The sequence below is a fragment of the Erythrobacter aurantius genome (assembly GCF_023823125.1).
Lineage (GTDB): Bacteria > Pseudomonadota > Alphaproteobacteria > Sphingomonadales > Sphingomonadaceae > Erythrobacter > Erythrobacter aurantius.
This window is the reverse complement of record NZ_CP090949.1, coordinates 1,073,870-1,092,158: the sequence shown is the minus strand read 5'-3', so window position 1 is coordinate 1,092,158 and position 18,289 is coordinate 1,073,870. Positions and strand designations below refer to the sequence as shown.

The window sequence follows — 18,289 nt, the reverse complement described above, 5'->3', positions numbered from 1 at the left end:
GAACATACTAGCCACGGCCTAGCCTCGGTCCAGACATTTTGCTCGATCGCCGTCGTGGAGTCCGAGTTGCCCCCGGGTTCACAGCACCATGCTGGCCAAGCCTTGGCCAAGACGCATTGAGCACAGGCAGGGAGAGGACATGAGCTGGCATCGAAAATATTGGGACTCAGTCGACCAATTCTACTGGAATCCAAGCTTGCTTGGGTTGCCGTCGATTCCGAAGGGCGAATGGATCAAAGAAGGCGATCGGATATCGGTACCAGCGAACCGAGTTCAGAATGGCGGCTCGATCTATGCAAGACGCGGAACAGCGAAAGAGAACGCCGAGCGAATGCGTCGCCTCGAGGAACCGCTCAACCACATATTTGAGATCGCGTTCGGAATCGCGCCCGACCACGTGATCGAAGAACTCATTCTCAAGCCAGCCGGGATCTCAGATAGTGGTCCCTTCGAGCGGCTTGGGCGAGAAATCGCCGTCCGCTACACTGGTTTCACGGATGGCAACACCACGCAACAAGATGGCTTCTTCGTTTCAAGTAGCAGCGCGGTAGGCGTTGAGCTGAAGCTGGGCTCAACGACATGGCCGGGCCAGGTTCTCAAATACATTTCGCTGATTGTCGCCGAGGAAAGGCGATCGGGCTCGCGAGAAAACGTGGGTCTTATCTTCATCACACCGCACCCCGATGCAAGCATCGTTTGGGAGCAATGCCGCGCCGGGCCCAATGGATCCATCGACCCTGACTACATTGAGCGTGTTCCTGTGTCTCAGACGAATGCGGCGATCAGGGAAATGCTGACAGACCATGGAGAGCATTTTCGGAGTGTGGCCGATCGGTTGGTCATGCACCATCTTTCTTGGTCCCAGTTTGCCGCTGCCTGCTGGAAAGTTCACCTCGACGCATCAGCAGATGGGCAAAGGGGTGAGACCCTGTCGAGATTGATGAAGGGGCTTGCCCTTGCTGTGGCAGAACAGTCTGGGACGGCGGTGCACCGCGATGCGTTAGCCTGCGGCTTGCAGAAGTCGACCTAGTGAACCCGGGTTCAGACCGAGTACGCTAGATTCGAGCCGCGCTTAGCGGAGAGTGCGCTCACACCGCATGAGAAGTGTTTTCACTGTCGATAATTCAGGGTGTCGGCGTTCAGTAATGAAGGTCACAGAGCCCTCTCGTCACCGCATTTGACAAAGAATGTTATGCATATAATATATTGATATTAAAGGTTTTTCTTGAAATCATCGTGAGTGCACTTATCATTGACTCATGATCTTCAAGCCTCCACCCCCCAATCGTCTGCTACGCCGCCGAGAAGTTGAGCGTGTCGTCGGCCTCAAGAAAAGCCAAATATATGCGCTGATGGCCGATGGGGCGTTTCCTCGCCCAGTCCGGATTGGAAAGCGTGCGGTTGCATGGCCAGAGCAAGAGCTGAATGAGTGGCGCAATACCCTGCCTCGTGCGGGCAGCTTTGCCCCCGGGGGCAACACATGACCTGCCTCGAGAACAAATCGGACGAGTGTTTCTTCCGTCAAGTTCGCCATAGGATCACAAGCAAGCAAGGCTGTCCGAACGACCTAACTCTGGCTGAACAACACCGCTTCACACGAATTGCACGCGCAAAAGAGCGCCGGGATCGCGAGAAGATTGCGCTAAGCGTGGCAGAGGATAACCTTCGAAAAGCTCGCAGGCTACAGCGGGAGTACATCCACTCATTCGCAGCTCGCTTTGTGGCCGCCAGCGACAAAACGGTCGTGCGGAACTGCGAGATGAAGCGCCGGTTCACTTTCGTCTACAGCCGCGCACAGATGATCGGCTTCAACGCCCAGCCGGGCACTATGATGGTATGGAAGAAGCCGAAGGCGGATGGGGGCACCCGCATCCTAGGACAGTTTCGAGATACCGATCTCGCGCAGCAGACGCTGCTAGCTCGCTCTATTCTCCCGTTCCTCGGCGACCGCCCTGACCAATACGGTCAACGCGGAGGGAACCTCGCCGTCGAAACCCTCAGGGACCACGCCGAAACGGCAGGTCCAGACGCTGTTTTCCTCCATGGAGACGTACGTCAGTTCTACGACCATGTGTCACCGGAATGGCTGAGGGAAAATGTGCCGTTGCCTGAAAGCCTGAAGCCTTGGATATTCACATCCGGGTATACAGTCTCTTCTAGGGTAACACGGCGTCCAGCTCTCCGTATTACGGAAGAGGAAATCGAAAGGATGTCCCAGCGCGGCTTGCCGCAGGGTTCGGCGCTCTCACCTCTCATTGCTGAAATGGTGATCCAGAACATTATCGCGGAAGTAGGTTCCCTCCGCGCGTACCCTCTGGTGAACTACTCGGACAATTTCGGGCTGGTCGTCCCAGCCCAAGAGGCAGAGCGTCTTGAACAGACCCTTCGGGTGGGATTTCGGTCCCACCCGGCTGGGCCATTCGACATACGCTTCACTCGACGTCCCTTGAGTCAAGAGTGCCGCTTCGGTGGGTACTCCTTCTCGGTGACCCCAGAGGGTGCTTGCGCCTTCTGGGTCCGCGAGCTGGATTGGCTGGGCCGGTTCGCGTACTTCTCGGACCAGCTGCAGAATGGGCCCGCCGAACGGGTTCCTCAAGTATTGAAGCGGATGCACGGTTATTGCCAATCATGGCCATTGTGGTCGGGAACCCGCAGTCTTCGCTGCCAATGGGAAGCCCATGCAGCTAGCGTGCTCGAGGCCCGGGCTTTGAGTGAGCTTATACCTTACACCTTCTTGCAACCAGAAGATTGACCAGAATGACCCGTGCATGCCAAGTTGCAGTATCGTTCAGTGTAGAGCCAAACACGCTTATTATTCTGCACCCGGGTGCACGATCTTGCCTCAACGATCTTGCCTCAAATTGTCACCAACCACTGCGGGTTTGTTATTCATCGAGCTAGTCCGCTTGCAGAACGGCATCCGCTATGCGATTATTAGAGATAGATCGAGGATTTCGGTGATAACCTGTGGGGTAGCCGCCAGGCTTTCCGGAAAACACTAAGACCGATTAGTGACTTACTCGGACAGCGAGGCGGACTCCGTCTCCGCCACCTTACTTTTCCCAGACAATCTTTTATAGTCCTCAAACCCGCAGAAATGCGGCGTTTTTTCGCTTTTCGCCGTCCGCATAGTTCCCTATATGTTCTTATGCATCCGGCGTCGAGTGTGGGTCTGGATGTGGGTCTGAGAGGAACGAGCAATGGGCAAACTGACAGCGATGGGAGTAAAGAATCTCACGGAACCAGGTCGCTATTCAGATGGCGAGGGTTTGATCCTCAAACTCGCCGCAAAAGGTAAAGGCAGCTGGATTGTCCGGGTTCAGGCCAACGGGAAGCGCCGAGACATCGGTTTAGGCCCACTTTCCGAGCTGCCACTGGCCAATGCTCGCGAGGCCGCGCGGGCCGTCCGTAAGGAGGTGAAAGCAGGCGTCGACGTTCTGGCAGAGCGGACAAAGGAGGCTTTGGTCATCCCCACTTTCAGCGACGCTGCCAAGCTCGTGCATGAAGAACACAAGGCCGCGTGGAAGAACGGCAAGCACCAAGCCCAATGGATCAAGACGCTTGAAACCTATGCCTTCCCGACTTTGGGCGACAAACTCGTTTCGGACATTGAGGGCCCTGCAATCCGCGATGCGCTTTCTCCGATCTGGCTGACGAAGCCAGAAACCGCGCGGCGGGTACGGCAACGAATCGGATCGGTACTGGATTGGGCCTGCGCCAAGGGTTTTCGCGAGACTGAAGCCCCGATGCGGTCGGTACTCCGTGGCTTGCCGCGTCAGCCAAAGAAACAAGGCCACTTGGCAGCAATGCCTTATCAGGAACTCCCCGCATTCTTCAAATGGCTGCGTGAGCGCTCCTCGGTCGGCCGTCTTGCCTTGGAGTTTGTGATCTTGAACGCCTCTCGCTCCGGCGAAGTCCGCGGTGCTTGTTGGAACGAAATCGACCTCAAGAAGAAACTCTGGACGATCCCCGCCGAACGCATGAAAGCCGGGACTGTCCACGTTGTCCCGCTTTCGGAAGCGGCCTTGGACGTTCTTAAGCGAGCGAAAGCATTTCGCTCGCCTGTCAGCGATCTGATCTTTCCGGGCTAGAACCCGCGTCGGCAATTGTCCGACATGACCTTGCTGAAAATTCTGCGCGACAAGGGCGACGATTATACCGTCCACGGCTTTCGCTCATCGTTTCGCGATTGGGTTGCGGAAAAGACGAACTACCCTGGCGAGGTCGCAGAAGCCGCGCTGGCCCATGCGATCGCGAACAAGGTCGAGGCGGCCTATCGACGCACGGACTATCTCGACAAGCGCAAGCCCATGATGGCGGACTGGGCAAAGTTCGTGGCCCGCTGATCGTGCAAATACGGATGTCAGCTATGCGCCCCAGTTTCCGCCATTAGAGGCGGTGCGTCTGATGCTTAAGAGCAGACATGACCTTGTGGAGCGGGAATGACCCCAAAGTTGAATGAGCCGGAAGGTCTCCTCTTAGGCGAAAAATCGCTCACGCCTGTCAGTCGTTCATAAGCTTGCCTTCTACCAAGGGCGGCGCGGTATAGGCCACATGTGCCGCAAGTTGCGATCTAAACTTCAGAACGACATACAAGAGAGATCGGTGGGCACGTTTGGCCTATCATGCGCCTGACAAGTCCGCTGGCCCCAGATAACTGATATCAATTCGACCGACATCCTGCGCCACTTGGGCGCGCAACAATCCGGCGCGGCCTGGGTTGAGGGCCCCCTGCACTGCGCCAAGCGGAGTGCCGTCGGCCGAAAGCACCCGTTGTTGGCCTGCCGAATGGTGAACCTGAACCGGCGTACCGGGGGGTGGTGGGGCATTCAGCCATACCACGTTTGCCGAATATTGTCGCTCGGCCCACGTACGATTATCGCGCGGTGTGAAGCCTTGCGTAAAGTCCGTCCACATCGCCTTTGTCTCGGCTGTCGGCCAATCGGGTTGCGCGCTCCACGCTTGGACCGCTTCAGAATTCAGCCAATGCCGAAGTTCCTGCCCGGTTTGAAAGGTTGCACCAGTATCTGTGACGGCCTTGATGGCGGCGAGCCTTGAGTTGAAGCCGGCCTGGATAAGGATCGATGCGGAGCGGTTCAGGGTTCCGGTTTCGACGGCGGGAACGGCAAGGCCGAGTTCGTGATCTTCCAGAGGAAGATCAAAGACGCCGGTCGTGTCGCCATTGGCGGCCGCCCGAACTCGGACCGCCTCCATGGCCCAGGGAAGACGATAGACAAGGCCTCCCTCGATGAATTGCAGCGTCTCTGATTCCTGACCGACGGCGATCGCCGCGAGCGGTTGACCGAGCAGCCAAGCGCGTAGGATGTCCCGCCAGTTCGCCGGCATAGGGTCTGGCGTGAAGGGATAAATGGTGAAGACCAACTCAGCGAACGTAGTGATGGCTGCGATAGCCGCGTCCACATCGTTTTGAAGGATTGCACCATTGGCCTGAACGAGGAGATGATTCGCATCCGCGGCAATCGCGTCCAGCGCTTGGCCGGTCGAAAGGCCCACCCCCGCTAGGAAATAGCCCCGACGGCGTTCGGCAGTGGATTGGCTCCAAATGAGCCGGCTACGGGAAATGAGGCCCGCCTTAAGAGCCTGCTGTATTGGCTCGTTCTGCCGTTGAAGGCGGCGCTGCCACAGTGAGGACTGGAGCATGGTGTCAAGCGCCGCTTCGATCTCTTCGTCTGGGATATCGGTTTCACCAATCAGGCTAAGGACAGCAGTGTCGAGAGTGGCAACATGCCGTTCCCAGTCGGCAAGTGCGCGGGCGCGGTCTTCCGGCTTCTCGTTTGCAACCTCCGGGAAATTCCAAGCAGCGGCATTGTTGACCACATATTCGACGAGTTGGCCTAGGTCTCCTCCGATCCGTTCACGCATGCGAGCCAAGAGGGCGGCGACAAGTCGCACAAGACCACTCTCCATTTCCCGTGCGCCCAGGTCGGTTATGAGTTCTTCCCAGTTGCGGCGCTTTTTCGCGATATCGTCGAACATAGGATATAGTACTAAACCTTCGACATCGACATAGGCTCGGCCCGCCCGGCCGATGACGTTCTTAAACTCGGAGACCTCGATCATCTCACGGTTGCGGTGCAGAGAGTGCATGATGACGGCCGTCGCCGACAGGTTGAGACCCTGCGCCAGCGTGGGCGAAGAGATTGTCACCTTGAGCACATTGTTGCGCAGCAACCGCTCGACCTCTTTGCGATAGGCGGTCGGCAAGGCGCCGTGGTGAAGAGCGACGCCTAGGCGGAGACATTTGAGAATCGCACTGTCGGGGCCAAGCCATTCTTCTCCCAGCGCAATCGCCGTTTCGAGTGCGCCGGGATCGGCTTCGAGCAGAGAGCGCAGTGCGCCACGCTCATGAAGATCGACGATGACATCCGCGAAAGGCTCTACGCTTTTCCGCAGCGGACAGAAGATGAGAACAGTTTGTCCATCTTCGGTCAGCCGCCAGGCGGTAGCGAGGCACAGTTCGCGCTGGTCTCCTGGAAAGAGCCGGGTCCGTCGTCGTTTGGGTGGAATCCAGTCGGGAGGGGCAAACCCGGTCAGGTAACGCTGGACCCAGGGTCGTTCCTCACCAACGCGGAGGTTCAGCCGCGCCGTGGGTGAGTTCCAGACCACCTCGCCGAAGCGCAACCTTGTCGGGCGCCAGTCATGTTTGATCAGGCCACCGGGATGATCCCGTCGGAGCCACCCGGCGAAATCGTCAAGCTGATTTCCGTCTGGCAGGATGGCGGATAGGCAGACGACCCTCCGTTCGTGAGCGTCGGGACGCCGTAGGAGCCGCTGGATCTGCACTTCATAACGAACCTCGCGTTCATTGAGGCCGATCATGTGGCCTTCGTCGAACACGAGGAGTCCCACGTCATCGAGCAGGGACGGATCATTGCGCAGAGCGAAGTCGAGCTTTTCAGGAGTGGCGACGACGATATGCCGTTCCCGGATTGCGTCCTCGTCGAAACCACTGACGCCAATGCTGCCGTAAAGCGCAGAGATTGTCTTACCGAGCGGACCGAAGGTTCTGAGTAGGGTCGACTCTGTTTGCGCGGAAAGCGCGCGCAACGGGGTTATGAAAAACACCCGCTTCCCACCGGCAAGGCAACGCAGGATACATAGTTCGGCTATCCGGGTTTTGCCGGCGCTGGTGGGCAGTGACACGACAAGGTCGTCTCCTTGGTCGACTGCGCGGGTTGCGGCCTCAATCTGAGAGGGCCAGAGGTCGATCTCGGCTTTGGGTCGCCGCTGAAGCAAGGCGATGAATAGTTCGCGGAGTTGTGGCCATTCCGCCGCTTCGCCGCCTACTGGCTCTAAAGGCACCTGCTGGTGGAATGTGTTCGACCACAGATCGGACAAAAGATGTATCGCGATCCGATGGGCCCACCATTGCGGTAGCAGGTTGAGTTCGCTGCAGATGGAAAGATTGACGTGCAGTCTTTCGAGCGCCTGATCCAGCAGCGGCCGCTCACCGCGTTCCAACGCAAGGAGAAATAGGGACATGGCAGCCAAGAAGCCATCGATTAGAGCTGTATCGAGCCCCTCGAAAAGGAAGTCATGGCCACCGTCAATTGGATCGGTCGCGTCCCCTATGAGATCTAGCTTGGCTTGTATGGCAGCGGCGATGCGTGCGTCACTACCTTCTCCTGAGGATCGGTAATCAAGGACGCTGGTGCGAAGGGCAGTAAGATTCCGCCGCATCAATTGAGCAAGCACGCGCTCGACCGGCGAGAAATTCTCGTCTGTTTCCACGATCGCGAGCAGCGAGTAAGCGCGGGCAGAGAGATGTGCGAGGTGGTAGCTTGCCGCCGCCATGACGAAGTGGAAGTCACGATCGGCCTCGTCTCGATTACCTTTTGCTATAACGGCTTCAAGGGCGGTGGCGGCCTGTTCGAAGGCAACGCGCGCGGCCGCCTCATCGCCGCCCAGCTCGCGCAATCGGAGGCCAAGCCCTAATAGCGCATAGCCGTGCGAATGAAGATCGTAGCTCAATTGGGGGGCAAAGTCCGGCGCTTCAGGCGGCAGGATACCGTCGCGCCAGATGATCGCGCGGGCTTGTCCACGGGCTATGAGGCGCCCGCGGAAGCCGGCAGTGGCCGCCTCAGCAATGTCCGCCGCTATGGCTTCAGGGGTTGTTGGCATTGGCAATCACCTGATCATATATGGCGCCGATGAAAGCGGCATGGCCTTCCACGCGCAGGCCAACCCCCCACTGGTTGAATTGGCCGGGATAGGCTTGAAGCGACTCGGCAAGCATTGCGTCCGGCGCGTTGCCAGAGAATGTGAAAAGCAGATGCCGAACGTTCTGCGGCGGGATGCCATGCTTGAGCAGCGCATCGTCGATCGCATCCGCAAGCGGAAGATTGTTCAGTTCGAGCAAACGGGCCGAAATGAAGGCGAGGGCATGGGCAGATGGCAGGCCACTGTCCTTATCTAGATTGGCGCGGGCTTCGACGAGAACCTGCGCGGTCAGCGCCACCCGGCTTTTCGCTTCGGTCTTAAGAAAGTGCAGGCGCTGAGACTTAGGGTCTTGGAGGATGCCAATAACATCCTCGCCGCGCATCGCCATGTTGCGATGATCTTTCCAACGGAGGCGCTTGATCGGCGCACTATAGCCACCGCTGTGCGCATCGATCCATTCGGTCGCATATATTTCTCCCAGATCACCAGAACGGATAGCCTTCGTTGTAGGTAGTTTGCCTTGGATGAGTGCGGCCGTGGCTGGCTTGCCGAGACGTGCGAATGCCCGCGCCACATGTTCTTCCGACGCATAGTGCGCTGGGACTATTGCAGCCGTTGCCTGAATGCCGGTGGGAAGGTTTGCTGCCTGGCCGGTCATTACACGGCAAAAGTGATTTCCAACTGGCACATCGTCACTAACGCACCAATCGTTGAACTGCGGCATGTGCTACTTCCGTGAAATCAAAGGGATGCGGTCGTGTACCTCTATCTGAAATAAAATCCAGTAATTGCCATGCACGTAGGCCCTATAAGCGTCTCTATTGATCCGCCGATGCTATGTTTGATCGGCTGAACGATTGGCGCCGCCCACTTAACACAAGCTTATTTCGCATGCTTCGAGACAGCTTGTTCAGGCAGGCTGGCCCCCGCCCCCATAAGCCTTCCAACGGCCGACCGGATAGTGCCGATATCGCAGGCATCGGCAAGCTCCAGCACGAGATCCGAGTTTGGCAGAGTCATCCCTAAAGAAGGTCTGGATTTCGAACGAAATGCCCCTCTTAGCCGACCGTCCGCTTGCGGCCCAATTCCAGTCAAATCATCAAATGCCGATATCGAACGGTTTGACCCGCTCCTTGGCTAGCTCGGGAGCCTTCTCGGGTTCAGCCTGCCGATCAGAGGCGGTCGCCTGGATTTGACCCAGCCTGACTCCATTCGCTGCCGCTATGCCCAGCCGTTCGGTGGTTTCCGCTGCCGAAGTCTTGTCGCCCAAGTTTGTCGTAATCCCTCGCCCAACCCTGTCCCGGTTATCGACGATCAGAGTGAGCTCATCCCGTAATCGCGTGATCGTGACAAGGAAGTTCCTCTGCGAGAGCAGTCGCCGCTCGCGGCTGTCGAGCACGGCTATGCCCTTATCTGCTGTGAGGCCCTGTGCCATATGGGCGTTGAGCGCGTAGGCGAGATCGATGCGCTTCAACATCGGGTCGTTCGGCTTAAGTTTGTGTTCCATGCTGCTGGACGTAGTGACCGTCACTCCGTCCCGCTCGATCGCGGTGACTGTTGCCCGGTCTGCATTTATAATTCCGCGTTTATGGTCGCTCGCCGTCCACCGGATAGCGTCCCCGGTACAAAGATCGAGATCCTTCTTCTCGAACAGCTGTAGTGTTTGGTCGCTGCCCTTCGCCGACAACCTCGCTGGCACGAAGCGGCGCAAATGCCCTCGCGCATCGCGAAGCGTAACAGCACCCTTCTCGGTATCGACGGCAACGACTGCATGGCTTCCGCGCCGAAGTCCATGGCGCGACTGTCGTCTTGCCACTTCGAGCACCATGCCCGGCTTGTAATTGCGCGCGTAGCGCAATTCCTCGCGGGTCGTGTTCACACGGGATAGAACCGTAAGCCTTGCGCTCGCTGGTCCGATTTCTCCATTCGCGGCAAGGCCGGTCTGGACTGCGGTATTGATTTCAGAGCGTAATCGGCGGCCCGCAGCAAAGATCGACGTGCGCTCGCGCTCGGCAGGCGGAAGGGACAGCCAGCGTTCCGCCGCAACAATTGCGCTGTTCTCTTGGACCTCGACGATGTGATCCTTGAGATATTCTAGTGCATTACTGGTGTTGCCCGACTGGGCCGCCTGCTGAGCCTTCTTAAGGGTGTCGGAACGGGCGCGAAGATTGTGGTCCATGTGCGCCGTTTCGGTCCCTGCGCGCTGCGCCAAAGCAAAGGGCTTGCCCGCTTCGACGGCTCCCAGTTGCTTCTCGTCACCCATCAGCACGAGGCGCTCGACCTTCAGTAGATTGGCAAGCCGGATCAGTCGGTCCTGGTCGCGGGTAGAAACCATTGAGGCTTCATCGAGAACCAGGACAGTGTCGCGATAGTCTTCGCGCGCAGCGGCGATCTCGGCTTTGCCTGCCGAGCCATCGAGCAGCTTGGAATTCTGCCCGAGAAAGCGGTGCAATGTCATCGACGGGATGCCGGTATCCTTCTCCAGCATGCGTACCAGCGTGTTCTGAACACCCAAGCCGATGACTCTCTTGCCATGCTCTTCAAGCAACTGATTGAGTGGCCGAAGCACGCTTGATTTACCTGCCCCTGCCACACCCTGGATGGCTACGACGCGATTGGTCGAAGACAGGATCAATCGGCCTGCTGCTTCCTGTCCTGCGTTGAGCTTCATTCCGTAATTGATCGCCGCCGACGCCTGCAGAAACGGCCCGGCGGTCTCCGCGTCGAGGATCGCCTGAACTGCGCCATTTCCCTTCTCGATCTCGGCCAACATGCGGGTCTCCAGCGTCAATGCATCAGACGTAGTCAGCCACCCTTTCTGCGCGCCTCGCCCGCGCAACAGCGCGCCCTGCTGGGTGAGTTGGCCAATGCGCCTTTCGACCGACCTCATCGTTGTTGGCAGGCCGAAATCGAGCGCAGCCTTGGCAACATCAGTTGCCGTAAAAGCCGCCTCTCGTTCGGACAAATGCCGTATCGCCGATGCAACTGCGTGAGCCGTCGCAATTTCTTCGCGGCCTTTCATATGAAGCCGCTTGGGAATGAGCGGATCGCCCTCCTTGATGCCCATCCGCTCGGCCAGGATGGCGATCATTGCCTTGCCCCGTTCAAGTAAGGTGGGGCGATCATTCGCCCGCTTCGTTGCCGCTACTATCAACTCGTGCGAACGTAGCTTGGCGTCGCGCACCATGCCTTCAAGGTCGAGCCCCTGGTCCCAGGCCTGCCCTTCCCAATGGCTCATCAAGGTATCGCGATCGACATCGCTATGCTTGGCCTGCCGGGTCGCCAGCGTCGCCACCACACCCGCCTCAAGCCCACCGCCGCGCCGTGCTTCGAGCACCTCCTGCCGCCGCGTCGAGAATGCCATCACTGTGTTGCGGTCGATACCCTTGGCTTCGAAGTTGCCATGCTTTCCGAACTCGCCGATCCGGTAGCCGAGCTTCTCGACCTCGATCCGGAAGCGCGCCATCGTGATGGCATTGAGAAGAGTGTTTTGCTGCCAGAGCTTGTCGTTGCGCAGCGCCCTCCACTTGCCGTCCTTGTCCTGCGTCATATTGGCGACGACGGCGTGGAAGTGCAGGTTCGGTTCCTGATTGCGGTTGGTGTCGTGCTGGAACAGGGCAACGGTCAGGTTATTGCTCGCATGCAGCCGTTCTTTGCCAGCCTTCTCGGTGCGATGCTGGGCCGCATTCTTCTCCGCCCACTGGAGGGTTTCGACGACAGCAGAACGGTATGCGTCAATGATCCGCTGATCCTTGCCGACGAGTGCCAACAGTGACCAGCTCTTGGGCAGTGAAAAGGTCAGATCGGTCCCGGCCCGATGGTACTGACCTTGGTGCCCGATCCGTTCGCCATTGGGCAGCTCGCCGCGCAGGATTGCCTCGAACGCTTTGGCATCGACCGTGCCCGAAAGACCCAACCTTTCGGCACCCTTGCCGACCCAGATTCCGGACCGGTCAGCGTCCGCCTTGGTGTAGTAATTGTCGTTAGCGAAGTAGTTGGCCGCACCACCAGCCGAGCGAACATTGGCAACCGAAAGCATCGCTCAGCGCCCCTCGCGCTTCGCGGCTTTCCGCTCGCGATATTCGCGAATGCGTCGTTGGTAAGCGACCACAACGCGGTCCCGCAGTTCCTTATCTTTGTGTGTGCGGAGCCAGCCGTCGAGCGCGATCTTGGCGAAGAGCAGATCGGAAAGAACCTGATCGCGGAACGCCTCGTCTTGGGGTTCGTCTAGCGCGTCGATGACAGTGAGTTTCAGCCATTGGCTGACGCTCATATGGGCTGCATCAGCAGCGGCTTTAACAAGCGCATGAAGGTCTTGGTCGACATAGCATTGAAGGGCAAATCGCACGGCGTCACCTGACGTTTGGCCGACCCTCCACGGCCCGATGCCCCCTCTGGACTGACATCAGTCTACAGCAGCGGCCGCCCTGTAGGAAAACGCTATTTTTCGATTGTAAATTAATGGCTTAGAGCCGGGCAACTCACATGCGAGTTGCGGATCGCGGAGTGACATCAGATGACATTACTTGGCGACAGCTCCCGAAATCTCAGCGAAACCCGCAGAAATCCTCGCCTTCCAAACACCGGATCTCCGGGTACGGTGTGCCAACCAATTTCGAAATTGCGCACATTGGATCCGGTAAACCTCGACGCGATTTCCATGACTCCCAAGGGGACTACTCATTGCCGGAGCGCAAGCAGCGTTTGGGCTTACAGCCGGTAAGATTTCGACACCCTCCTTGAACACGCAAATTGTCCCGCTTCATCTATCGCGCCAGCCATTCCGTCGCTGCGATATCCTGAACGATTGAGCCGAGCGATTTGTAGATCGTGATCTGTTCGGCGCTGGTGCGGCTCGTCGCCCTTCCTGCAAGAATCTCGCCGATTTCTGGCCCGATGTTGCGCTCATCGGCGATCCCTAACTCAACGGCGTCGAGATACTCGGAGCCTTGCGCAATCACACCCTCGCGATGGTCGGGAACAAACAATGAAACGGGTATGAGACACGGATCGATCTCTGTCGGACCAGCCCGACTTGAGCCCACTGCATTGATGTGGACGCCTCGGGTCACGTGATCAAGGAGAAGCACCGGTTCGGGTGAAGCCGTGGTTGTGCAAATGATGTCCGCTGCAGCGCAAGCCTCGGCAACGCTCGGACAAGCGTGCGTCTCAATACCTATCGCCTCGGCAATCCGCGCTGCGAGGTCTTGTGCTTTGCCGATATCCCTGCCCCACAGCGTGATTGCCTTCAAGTCGCGTACCTCGTTCATGGCAAGGGCATGTTGCCAGCCCTGTTCGCCCGTGCCGAGGATGGTCACGGTGCTGGCATCCTTTCGCGCAAGAGCATCGGTTGCGACCGCAGAGGCTGCTGCGGTTCGGATTGCGGTTACCTCACCTGCATCAACGGCGCAGGTCGCTTTGCCGTTCTCAGGATCAAAAAGAACGATCACGCCTTCGTGGGCCTTGCCTCCTGCTGCAACATTGCCGGGGAAGACGCTGATGAGCTTGGCGCCATGGCACAGGCCGTCGATGGCGCCCGGCATGCTGCCAAAAGCATTGCCTCCTCCCAAGTCGACGATCTGACGCAAGGCCTGACGGGTTTTGCCAGCGCTTAACGCAATCATCGCGTCGCGAACGAGAGGGATGCAGGCCTTTTGCGTTAGACGCGCGCGAACTTCATCAGCGGTAATCAAGGGCAAGCTGTTCATGCGAGTGCGTCATCCTTTTGCGACGAGAGCGAATGCGGCAGCAATTGCGCGCAGCGCCAGTAGTGAAATGCGGCCCAGCTTCCGGCGACCGGAACCAGAAGGAAGGCCATGGAAAGGCTCTCGGTTGCGAACCTAAGTTCCAAAAGATCGCTCGCCAGGCCGATAAAGGGTGCGCCAAGGCCAAGCCCGAACAGATTGGCGATCATCAGGGCTAATGCGCCACTGGTCGCGCGCAATTTGACGGGCGCAAGCAGTTGGCTGAGCGATAGCGATGGCGCAAGGAAAGTGGTCGCTCCGACGGCGACAAAACAATAGGCGGTCCAAAGCCAGCCCAGACTGGGGGCGAAAGCAACCCCGATTGCGCCACCTGCCATGACAAGCGCACCGATTGCGGCAATGCGTGGGACCCAACGCTGGTCGTTCTTGCCGAGCCTGTCGGCCAGCATCCCGCCAATGAACAGCGTGCCAACTACACCCGCAGTTATAATGATAAGGGCAATAGGCAGACCCGATTTGTCTGGCCCTAACCCGAATGAGCGGTCCAACAGCGAGGGCAACCAGGCGAGCATGCCGGTTGCGGCAAACAGGACGAGAGCCATCCCGCAAACGAGATGACGATAGCTTGGAACTGCCATCAGCGTTCGAATCGCTTCAAGTGTCGAAACCTGCTTGGTATCTGGCGCTAGACTTGCTTCATCCATCGCACCGCGAGGCGGCTCTTTCATGGTGAAATGCATGACCAGCGTGAGGATAATCCCGGGGATCCCGGCAACGATGAATGCCCAGCGCCAACCATAATTAGCGGCGATGATCCCGCCAGCGACAAAGCCCAGTAGCAGGCCGACATTGCTGCCCAGAGACATGATACCCATCGCGGTGGCGCGGCGTTCCTTCTCGAAGCAATCGGAGATGATCGAATAGGAAGCGGGGCTGGTTCCGGCTTCGCCGATACCGACCCCGATCCGCGCGATAAACAGCATGGCAAAGCTTGAAGCCAGCCCGCAAAGCACAGTCATCACGCTAAAGATAGCCAGCGAAACCGTGATGATGAGCTTGCGGCTATAACGGTCAGCCAACCGGGCGATCGGCAGTCCGAGCGTCGCATAGAAGATTGCAAAGGCTGCCCCTGATAACAGTCCAAGCAGCGTGTCGCTTAGCACCATCTCGGCCTTGATGTAGGGAAGTACGATCCCAAGCAGATAGCGGTCGAGATTGCTGAGCGTGTAGACCAGAGCAAGCAGGATCAAGACATACCAGCGATTGCTGACTGCACCGCCCTGATCGCCGCCCTGCGTCTCTGCCATCCCCGTCATGAGACCCCCATCCTTCTTCCAGCAGCAGCCATCTAGACCAATATCGCTTGCACCGCTAGATAAATTATACCATAGTATATTTAATTAAGTTTGGATTGAGGGAGGATATCCGAAATGCAAAACCGGCGTCTAAAGGGCCAGATTCTGAGATTTTCATCTGTTTTTCCGTTTGTTGCCGGGGCCATGCTGTCTCAGCCAGCGCTTGCTCAAGAGGCAGAAGAGGATGCAGAATCAGCTGGAAACGTAATTATCGTCACTGCACAAAAACGTGCGCAAGATGTTCAGGATGTCCCTCTGGCCATATCCGTGACGACCGGCGAAGATCTTGAGCGGCTGCAGGTTCAGAACATCGACAACCTGCAATATTCGACCCCTTCACTTGTCGTGGCCGGGGCCGACCCAACTCGCAAGAGCTTCGGCATTCGTGGGATCTCGGACCGTTCGCGCAACGCCGGTTTCGACAATCGTATCGGCGTCTATGTCGACGGCGTTTGGGTCGGTCGTTCGGCAGCATCGAACCAAGGTGTGCTGGACGTTGCATCGATCGAAATTCTGCGCGGCCCGCAGGGAACCCTGTTCGGGAAGAACACGGTTGCAGGGGCGATCAATATCATCACCGAACGCCCCGAAGACGGATATTTCGGTTATGTCGAAGGGGAGCTTGGCAATTACGATCTTCAACGTATCCGGGGGACGCTCAATCTGGGCTTTTCCGATGCGGCTGCTGCGCGTGTGTCCGGCGCATATACAAAGCGCGACGGCTTTACGCAGAACATTTCGAACGGCCTGGATTACGACAATCGGGACGAATACAACCTGCGCGGTCAGCTTCAGTTCGAGACGGGAAGCACGACGATCTATATCGCGGGCGATACGTCTTCATATGATTTCCGAGCGACCGCAGGCGGGGAGCGTATCGGTGATCCTCTGGCCCCTGCGGACAGGGTCATTGCCATCGATGACGAGCAAAACGTGGCTATCGAGTATAGCGGGATTTCCGCGCAAATCGATCACGAGTTCGGCAATGGCGGTACATTGACGTCGATCTCGGCATACCGGACGAGCGACTTCTTCGCTTCCTCTGACGAGGATTACTCACCCGTGACGCTTGCCGGGACATCGCGGGTCGAGGAGGATACGAAGCACTTCTCGCAAGAGATCCGATATGCCTCTCCTGACAATGGCACCTTCGACTATGTCCTTGGCCTCTTCTATCTTGACCAAGAGATCGATGGCGGTGGCTCAGCGTTCGTGTTCGCCCGGGCGATAAATCCTGCCGCACCACCAGTGTTTGTGAATGTCGACCAGGATGCGATCGTGTCCTCGCAGACATTCGCGGCTTTCGCGCACGCAAACTACCGCTTTTCCGAGCAGTTGCAGCTGACATTCGGCGCCCGCCTCACTCACGAAGAGAAGGACATCGATTTCACGATCTCCGACACCAGCGGCCTGTTTACCAATGGCACGCTTGTGGATGACAGGTCGGCCACGGATTTCTCGCCAACCGTAAGTCTCAACTACTTCGCGTCGGACGATGTGATGATTTACGGTCGGTATGCGCGGGGCTTCAAGAGCGGAGGCTGGAACGCCGATTTCGTTCCTTCGATCTCCGATATCGAGTTCGAAGACGAAAGCGTCGATGCGTTTGAGATCGGACTGAAGAGCCTTTTGTTTGATGGTCGGTTGCGCTTCAATGCCGCAGCATATCTATCCAAACACAGCGATTTTCAGGTCTTCAGCTTCCGTCAGCTATCGAACGGCGGCACGGCGTTGTCTGCAACGAATGCCGGTGAACTGACGAGCAAGGGCTTTGAGATCGAAGCTGATCTTGATGCGGCTGACTGGCTCGATATCTTCGTCAATTATGGCTTCAATGATGCGACATTCGACAGTTTTGCCAATGGTGGCGGCCCTGGTGTTGATTTTGACGGTAACCGCCCATCAGAGGCACCGAAGCACAACCTCAACATTGGCTTTGCCACCAATTTCGACCTTGGCTTTGCATCATTGATCGCCCAGGCGGACTACAACTACCGCGACTCATTTTTCTCCAATCCGAACAATGATCCGGTAAACCTCAACGCAGCACTGGAAACAGTGAACCTTAGGGCGGGTCTCGATTTCGGGAATGTCACGGTCTTTGGCTGGATGCGGAACGCGTTCGACACGACCGAGCAGATTTTTAACAGTCGCTCGTTCCTCGGCATCCCTCGCGCTCAGTTCAACGACCCGCAGACATACGGCGTGACCGTCAAGGTTGAGTTCGGCAAGTAAACTGATTGATGATGCCCGCTGCTCGATGAAGCGGCGGGCATCACCTCATTGGCCGAGCAGTCTTCAGTCGCGCTCAACCAATCCGTATTTTAGGATGAAGGCATTGTTGGCGGCGCGCTGCATTGCGGCATTCGGATCACTCACCGACTTGCCAAGAATGTCCTCGATCTGGCGCGAAAGGAATACCGGCCCCAGCTGCACGAACATCAGCATGAACGAAAGCCAAACCTTGTTGACCATCGGGTTGATCTTGCCGATCGCTTCCAGCCCGTTGAGTTCAGACTGGAACAGGTCGAAATAGGTTTTGAAAACCGGAGCAGACTTGTCTGGCAGTTCAATCACCATGTGCTTGAGAAAGAACAGGAGCTTGTATTCTGGCAGCAGGAATTTGCCGGTGCGCTCGTTCAGGCCATCAATGAAATCTTCGGCACTGTCCGCCTCGAGACCTGACAGGATCTTTTCGAAAACTTGCTGCAGCCGCGCGGTGACCTGTGCGACCGCCGCATCGATCAGGTCATCTTTGGTGCCATAGTAATGGCGAATGAGGCCGACCGTTACGCCAGCTTCGGCAGCGATCTCGCGCAGTTCGACAGACGAGAAGCCTTTTTCAGAGAACAGGCTGATCGCGGAATCCAGCAGAGCGTTGCGGCGATCGCCCTTCTCGGAAGCGGGAGGGCGCCCTACGCGTCTTTTTGTCGCTTTCGTCTTTGCCTTCGCGGTCATGCACTCTCCTGAAGCATGGAACAGCCCAAGGATAAAGCCCTTGCCTCGTCCAATTAATTATACCATAGTATATTTATTGGAAGGGAGAAG

13 protein-coding genes are annotated in these 18,289 nt (G+C 57.6%); 6 read left to right on the top strand and 7 right to left on the bottom strand.

Annotation, left to right across the window (positions count from 1 at the left end; translation table 11 throughout):
- The first annotated feature begins 139 nt into the window (after positions 1 to 139).
- The 5 genes from L1K66_RS05205 to L1K66_RS05185 all read left to right on the top strand — a co-directional run bounded on the left by L1K66_RS05205 (position 140) and on the right by L1K66_RS05185 (position 4,346).
- Positions 140 to 1,030 (top strand): hypothetical protein, encoded by an 891-nt coding sequence (locus tag L1K66_RS05205; RefSeq protein WP_252259923.1) that lies wholly within the window; start codon positions 140 to 142, stop codon positions 1,028 to 1,030.
- 229 nt (positions 1,031 to 1,259) lie between these two features.
- Complete coding sequence (locus L1K66_RS05200) at positions 1,260 to 1,484, top strand: AlpA family phage regulatory protein (RefSeq protein WP_252259922.1); 225 nt, start codon at positions 1,260 to 1,262, stop codon at positions 1,482 to 1,484.
- A complete protein-coding gene (locus tag L1K66_RS05195; protein WP_252259921.1) occupies positions 1,481 to 2,752 on the top strand; it encodes a reverse transcriptase domain-containing protein in 1,272 nt (423 codons plus the stop codon). Before L1K66_RS05200 ends, L1K66_RS05195 begins: the two co-directional genes overlap by 4 nt.
- A gap of 448 nt (positions 2,753 to 3,200) precedes the next feature.
- Entirely contained in the window at positions 3,201 to 4,091 is an 891-nt protein-coding gene (locus tag L1K66_RS05190; protein ID WP_252259920.1) for a tyrosine-type recombinase/integrase, read from the top strand.
- A gap of 24 nt (positions 4,092 to 4,115) precedes the next feature.
- The gene (locus L1K66_RS05185) at positions 4,116 to 4,346 is read left to right on the top strand and encodes a hypothetical protein (protein WP_252259919.1); all 231 of its coding nucleotides are present in this window, start codon (positions 4,116 to 4,118) and stop codon (positions 4,344 to 4,346) included.
- A 277-nt stretch (positions 4,347 to 4,623) separates the two neighbouring features.
- Here the strand turns inward: L1K66_RS05185 and L1K66_RS05180 are convergent, their stop codons facing one another.
- From L1K66_RS05180 to L1K66_RS05155, 6 genes are all read right to left on the bottom strand, one after another.
- Positions 4,624 to 8,142: a DEAD/DEAH box helicase gene (locus L1K66_RS05180; protein ID WP_252259918.1), complete on the bottom strand. Its 3,519-nt coding sequence runs from the start codon at positions 8,140 to 8,142 to the stop codon at positions 4,624 to 4,626.
- On the bottom strand, positions 8,126 to 8,905 hold the full coding sequence (locus L1K66_RS05175) for a Hachiman antiphage defense system protein HamA (RefSeq protein ID WP_252259917.1): 780 nt from the start codon (positions 8,903 to 8,905) through the stop codon (positions 8,126 to 8,128). Before L1K66_RS05175 ends, L1K66_RS05180 begins: the two co-directional genes overlap by 17 nt.
- Positions 8,906 to 9,280: 375 nt before the next feature.
- A complete protein-coding gene (gene mobF / locus L1K66_RS05170) occupies positions 9,281 to 12,220 on the bottom strand; it encodes a MobF family relaxase (protein ID WP_252259916.1) in 2,940 nt (979 codons plus the stop codon).
- Between the two features lie 3 nt (positions 12,221 to 12,223).
- Positions 12,224 to 12,454: a hypothetical protein gene (locus tag L1K66_RS05165; protein ID WP_252259915.1), complete on the bottom strand. Its 231-nt coding sequence runs from the start codon at positions 12,452 to 12,454 to the stop codon at positions 12,224 to 12,226.
- A gap of 493 nt (positions 12,455 to 12,947) precedes the next feature.
- Positions 12,948 to 13,889 (bottom strand): ornithine cyclodeaminase family protein, encoded by a 942-nt coding sequence (locus L1K66_RS05160; RefSeq protein WP_252259914.1) that lies wholly within the window; start codon positions 13,887 to 13,889, stop codon positions 12,948 to 12,950.
- Complete coding sequence (locus tag L1K66_RS05155) at positions 13,886 to 15,202, bottom strand: spinster family MFS transporter (RefSeq protein ID WP_252259913.1); 1,317 nt, start codon at positions 15,200 to 15,202, stop codon at positions 13,886 to 13,888. Before L1K66_RS05155 ends, L1K66_RS05160 begins: the two co-directional genes overlap by 4 nt.
- A gap of 114 nt (positions 15,203 to 15,316) precedes the next feature.
- Here L1K66_RS05155 and L1K66_RS05150 point away from each other — a divergent pair, with 114 nt between their 5' ends.
- Positions 15,317 to 17,476 carry a TonB-dependent receptor gene (locus L1K66_RS05150; protein ID WP_252259912.1) on the top strand — a complete coding sequence of 720 codons (2,160 nt, stop codon included), beginning with the start codon at positions 15,317 to 15,319 and terminating at the stop codon, positions 17,474 to 17,476.
- Positions 17,477 to 17,539: 63 nt separating this feature from the next.
- Here the strand turns inward: L1K66_RS05150 and L1K66_RS05145 are convergent, their stop codons facing one another.
- Entirely contained in the window at positions 17,540 to 18,199 is a 660-nt protein-coding gene (locus L1K66_RS05145; RefSeq protein WP_252259911.1) for a TetR/AcrR family transcriptional regulator, read from the bottom strand.
- Positions 18,200 to 18,289 lie beyond the last annotated feature (90 nt).

Bases quoted from the DNA above. Each gene is read 5' to 3' on its own strand.
- L1K66_RS05180 (WP_252259918.1), bottom strand. From the start codon at position 8,142: ATGCCAACAACCCCTGAAGCCATAGCGGCGGACATTGCTGAGGCGGCC.
- mobF (WP_252259916.1), bottom strand. From the start codon at position 12,220: ATGCTTTCGGTTGCCAATGTTCGCTCGGCTGGTGGTGCGGCCAACTAC.
- L1K66_RS05205 (WP_252259923.1), top strand. From the start codon at position 140: ATGAGCTGGCATCGAAAATATTGGGACTCAGTCGACCAATTCTACTGG.
- L1K66_RS05145 (WP_252259911.1), bottom strand. From the start codon at position 18,199: ATGACCGCGAAGGCAAAGACGAAAGCGACAAAAAGACGCGTAGGGCGC.
- L1K66_RS05190 (WP_252259920.1), top strand. From the start codon at position 3,201: ATGGGCAAACTGACAGCGATGGGAGTAAAGAATCTCACGGAACCAGGT.
- L1K66_RS05185 (WP_252259919.1), top strand. From the start codon at position 4,116: ATGACCTTGCTGAAAATTCTGCGCGACAAGGGCGACGATTATACCGTC.
- L1K66_RS05165 (WP_252259915.1), bottom strand. From the start codon at position 12,454: ATGAGCGTCAGCCAATGGCTGAAACTCACTGTCATCGACGCGCTAGAC.
- L1K66_RS05195 (WP_252259921.1), top strand. From the start codon at position 1,481: ATGACCTGCCTCGAGAACAAATCGGACGAGTGTTTCTTCCGTCAAGTT.
- L1K66_RS05200 (WP_252259922.1), top strand. From the start codon at position 1,260: ATGATCTTCAAGCCTCCACCCCCCAATCGTCTGCTACGCCGCCGAGAA.
- L1K66_RS05150 (WP_252259912.1), top strand. From the start codon at position 15,317: ATGCAAAACCGGCGTCTAAAGGGCCAGATTCTGAGATTTTCATCTGTT.
- L1K66_RS05160 (WP_252259914.1), bottom strand. From the start codon at position 13,889: ATGAACAGCTTGCCCTTGATTACCGCTGATGAAGTTCGCGCGCGTCTA.
- L1K66_RS05155 (WP_252259913.1), bottom strand. From the start codon at position 15,202: ATGACGGGGATGGCAGAGACGCAGGGCGGCGATCAGGGCGGTGCAGTC.
- L1K66_RS05175 (WP_252259917.1), bottom strand. From the start codon at position 8,905: ATGCCGCAGTTCAACGATTGGTGCGTTAGTGACGATGTGCCAGTTGGA.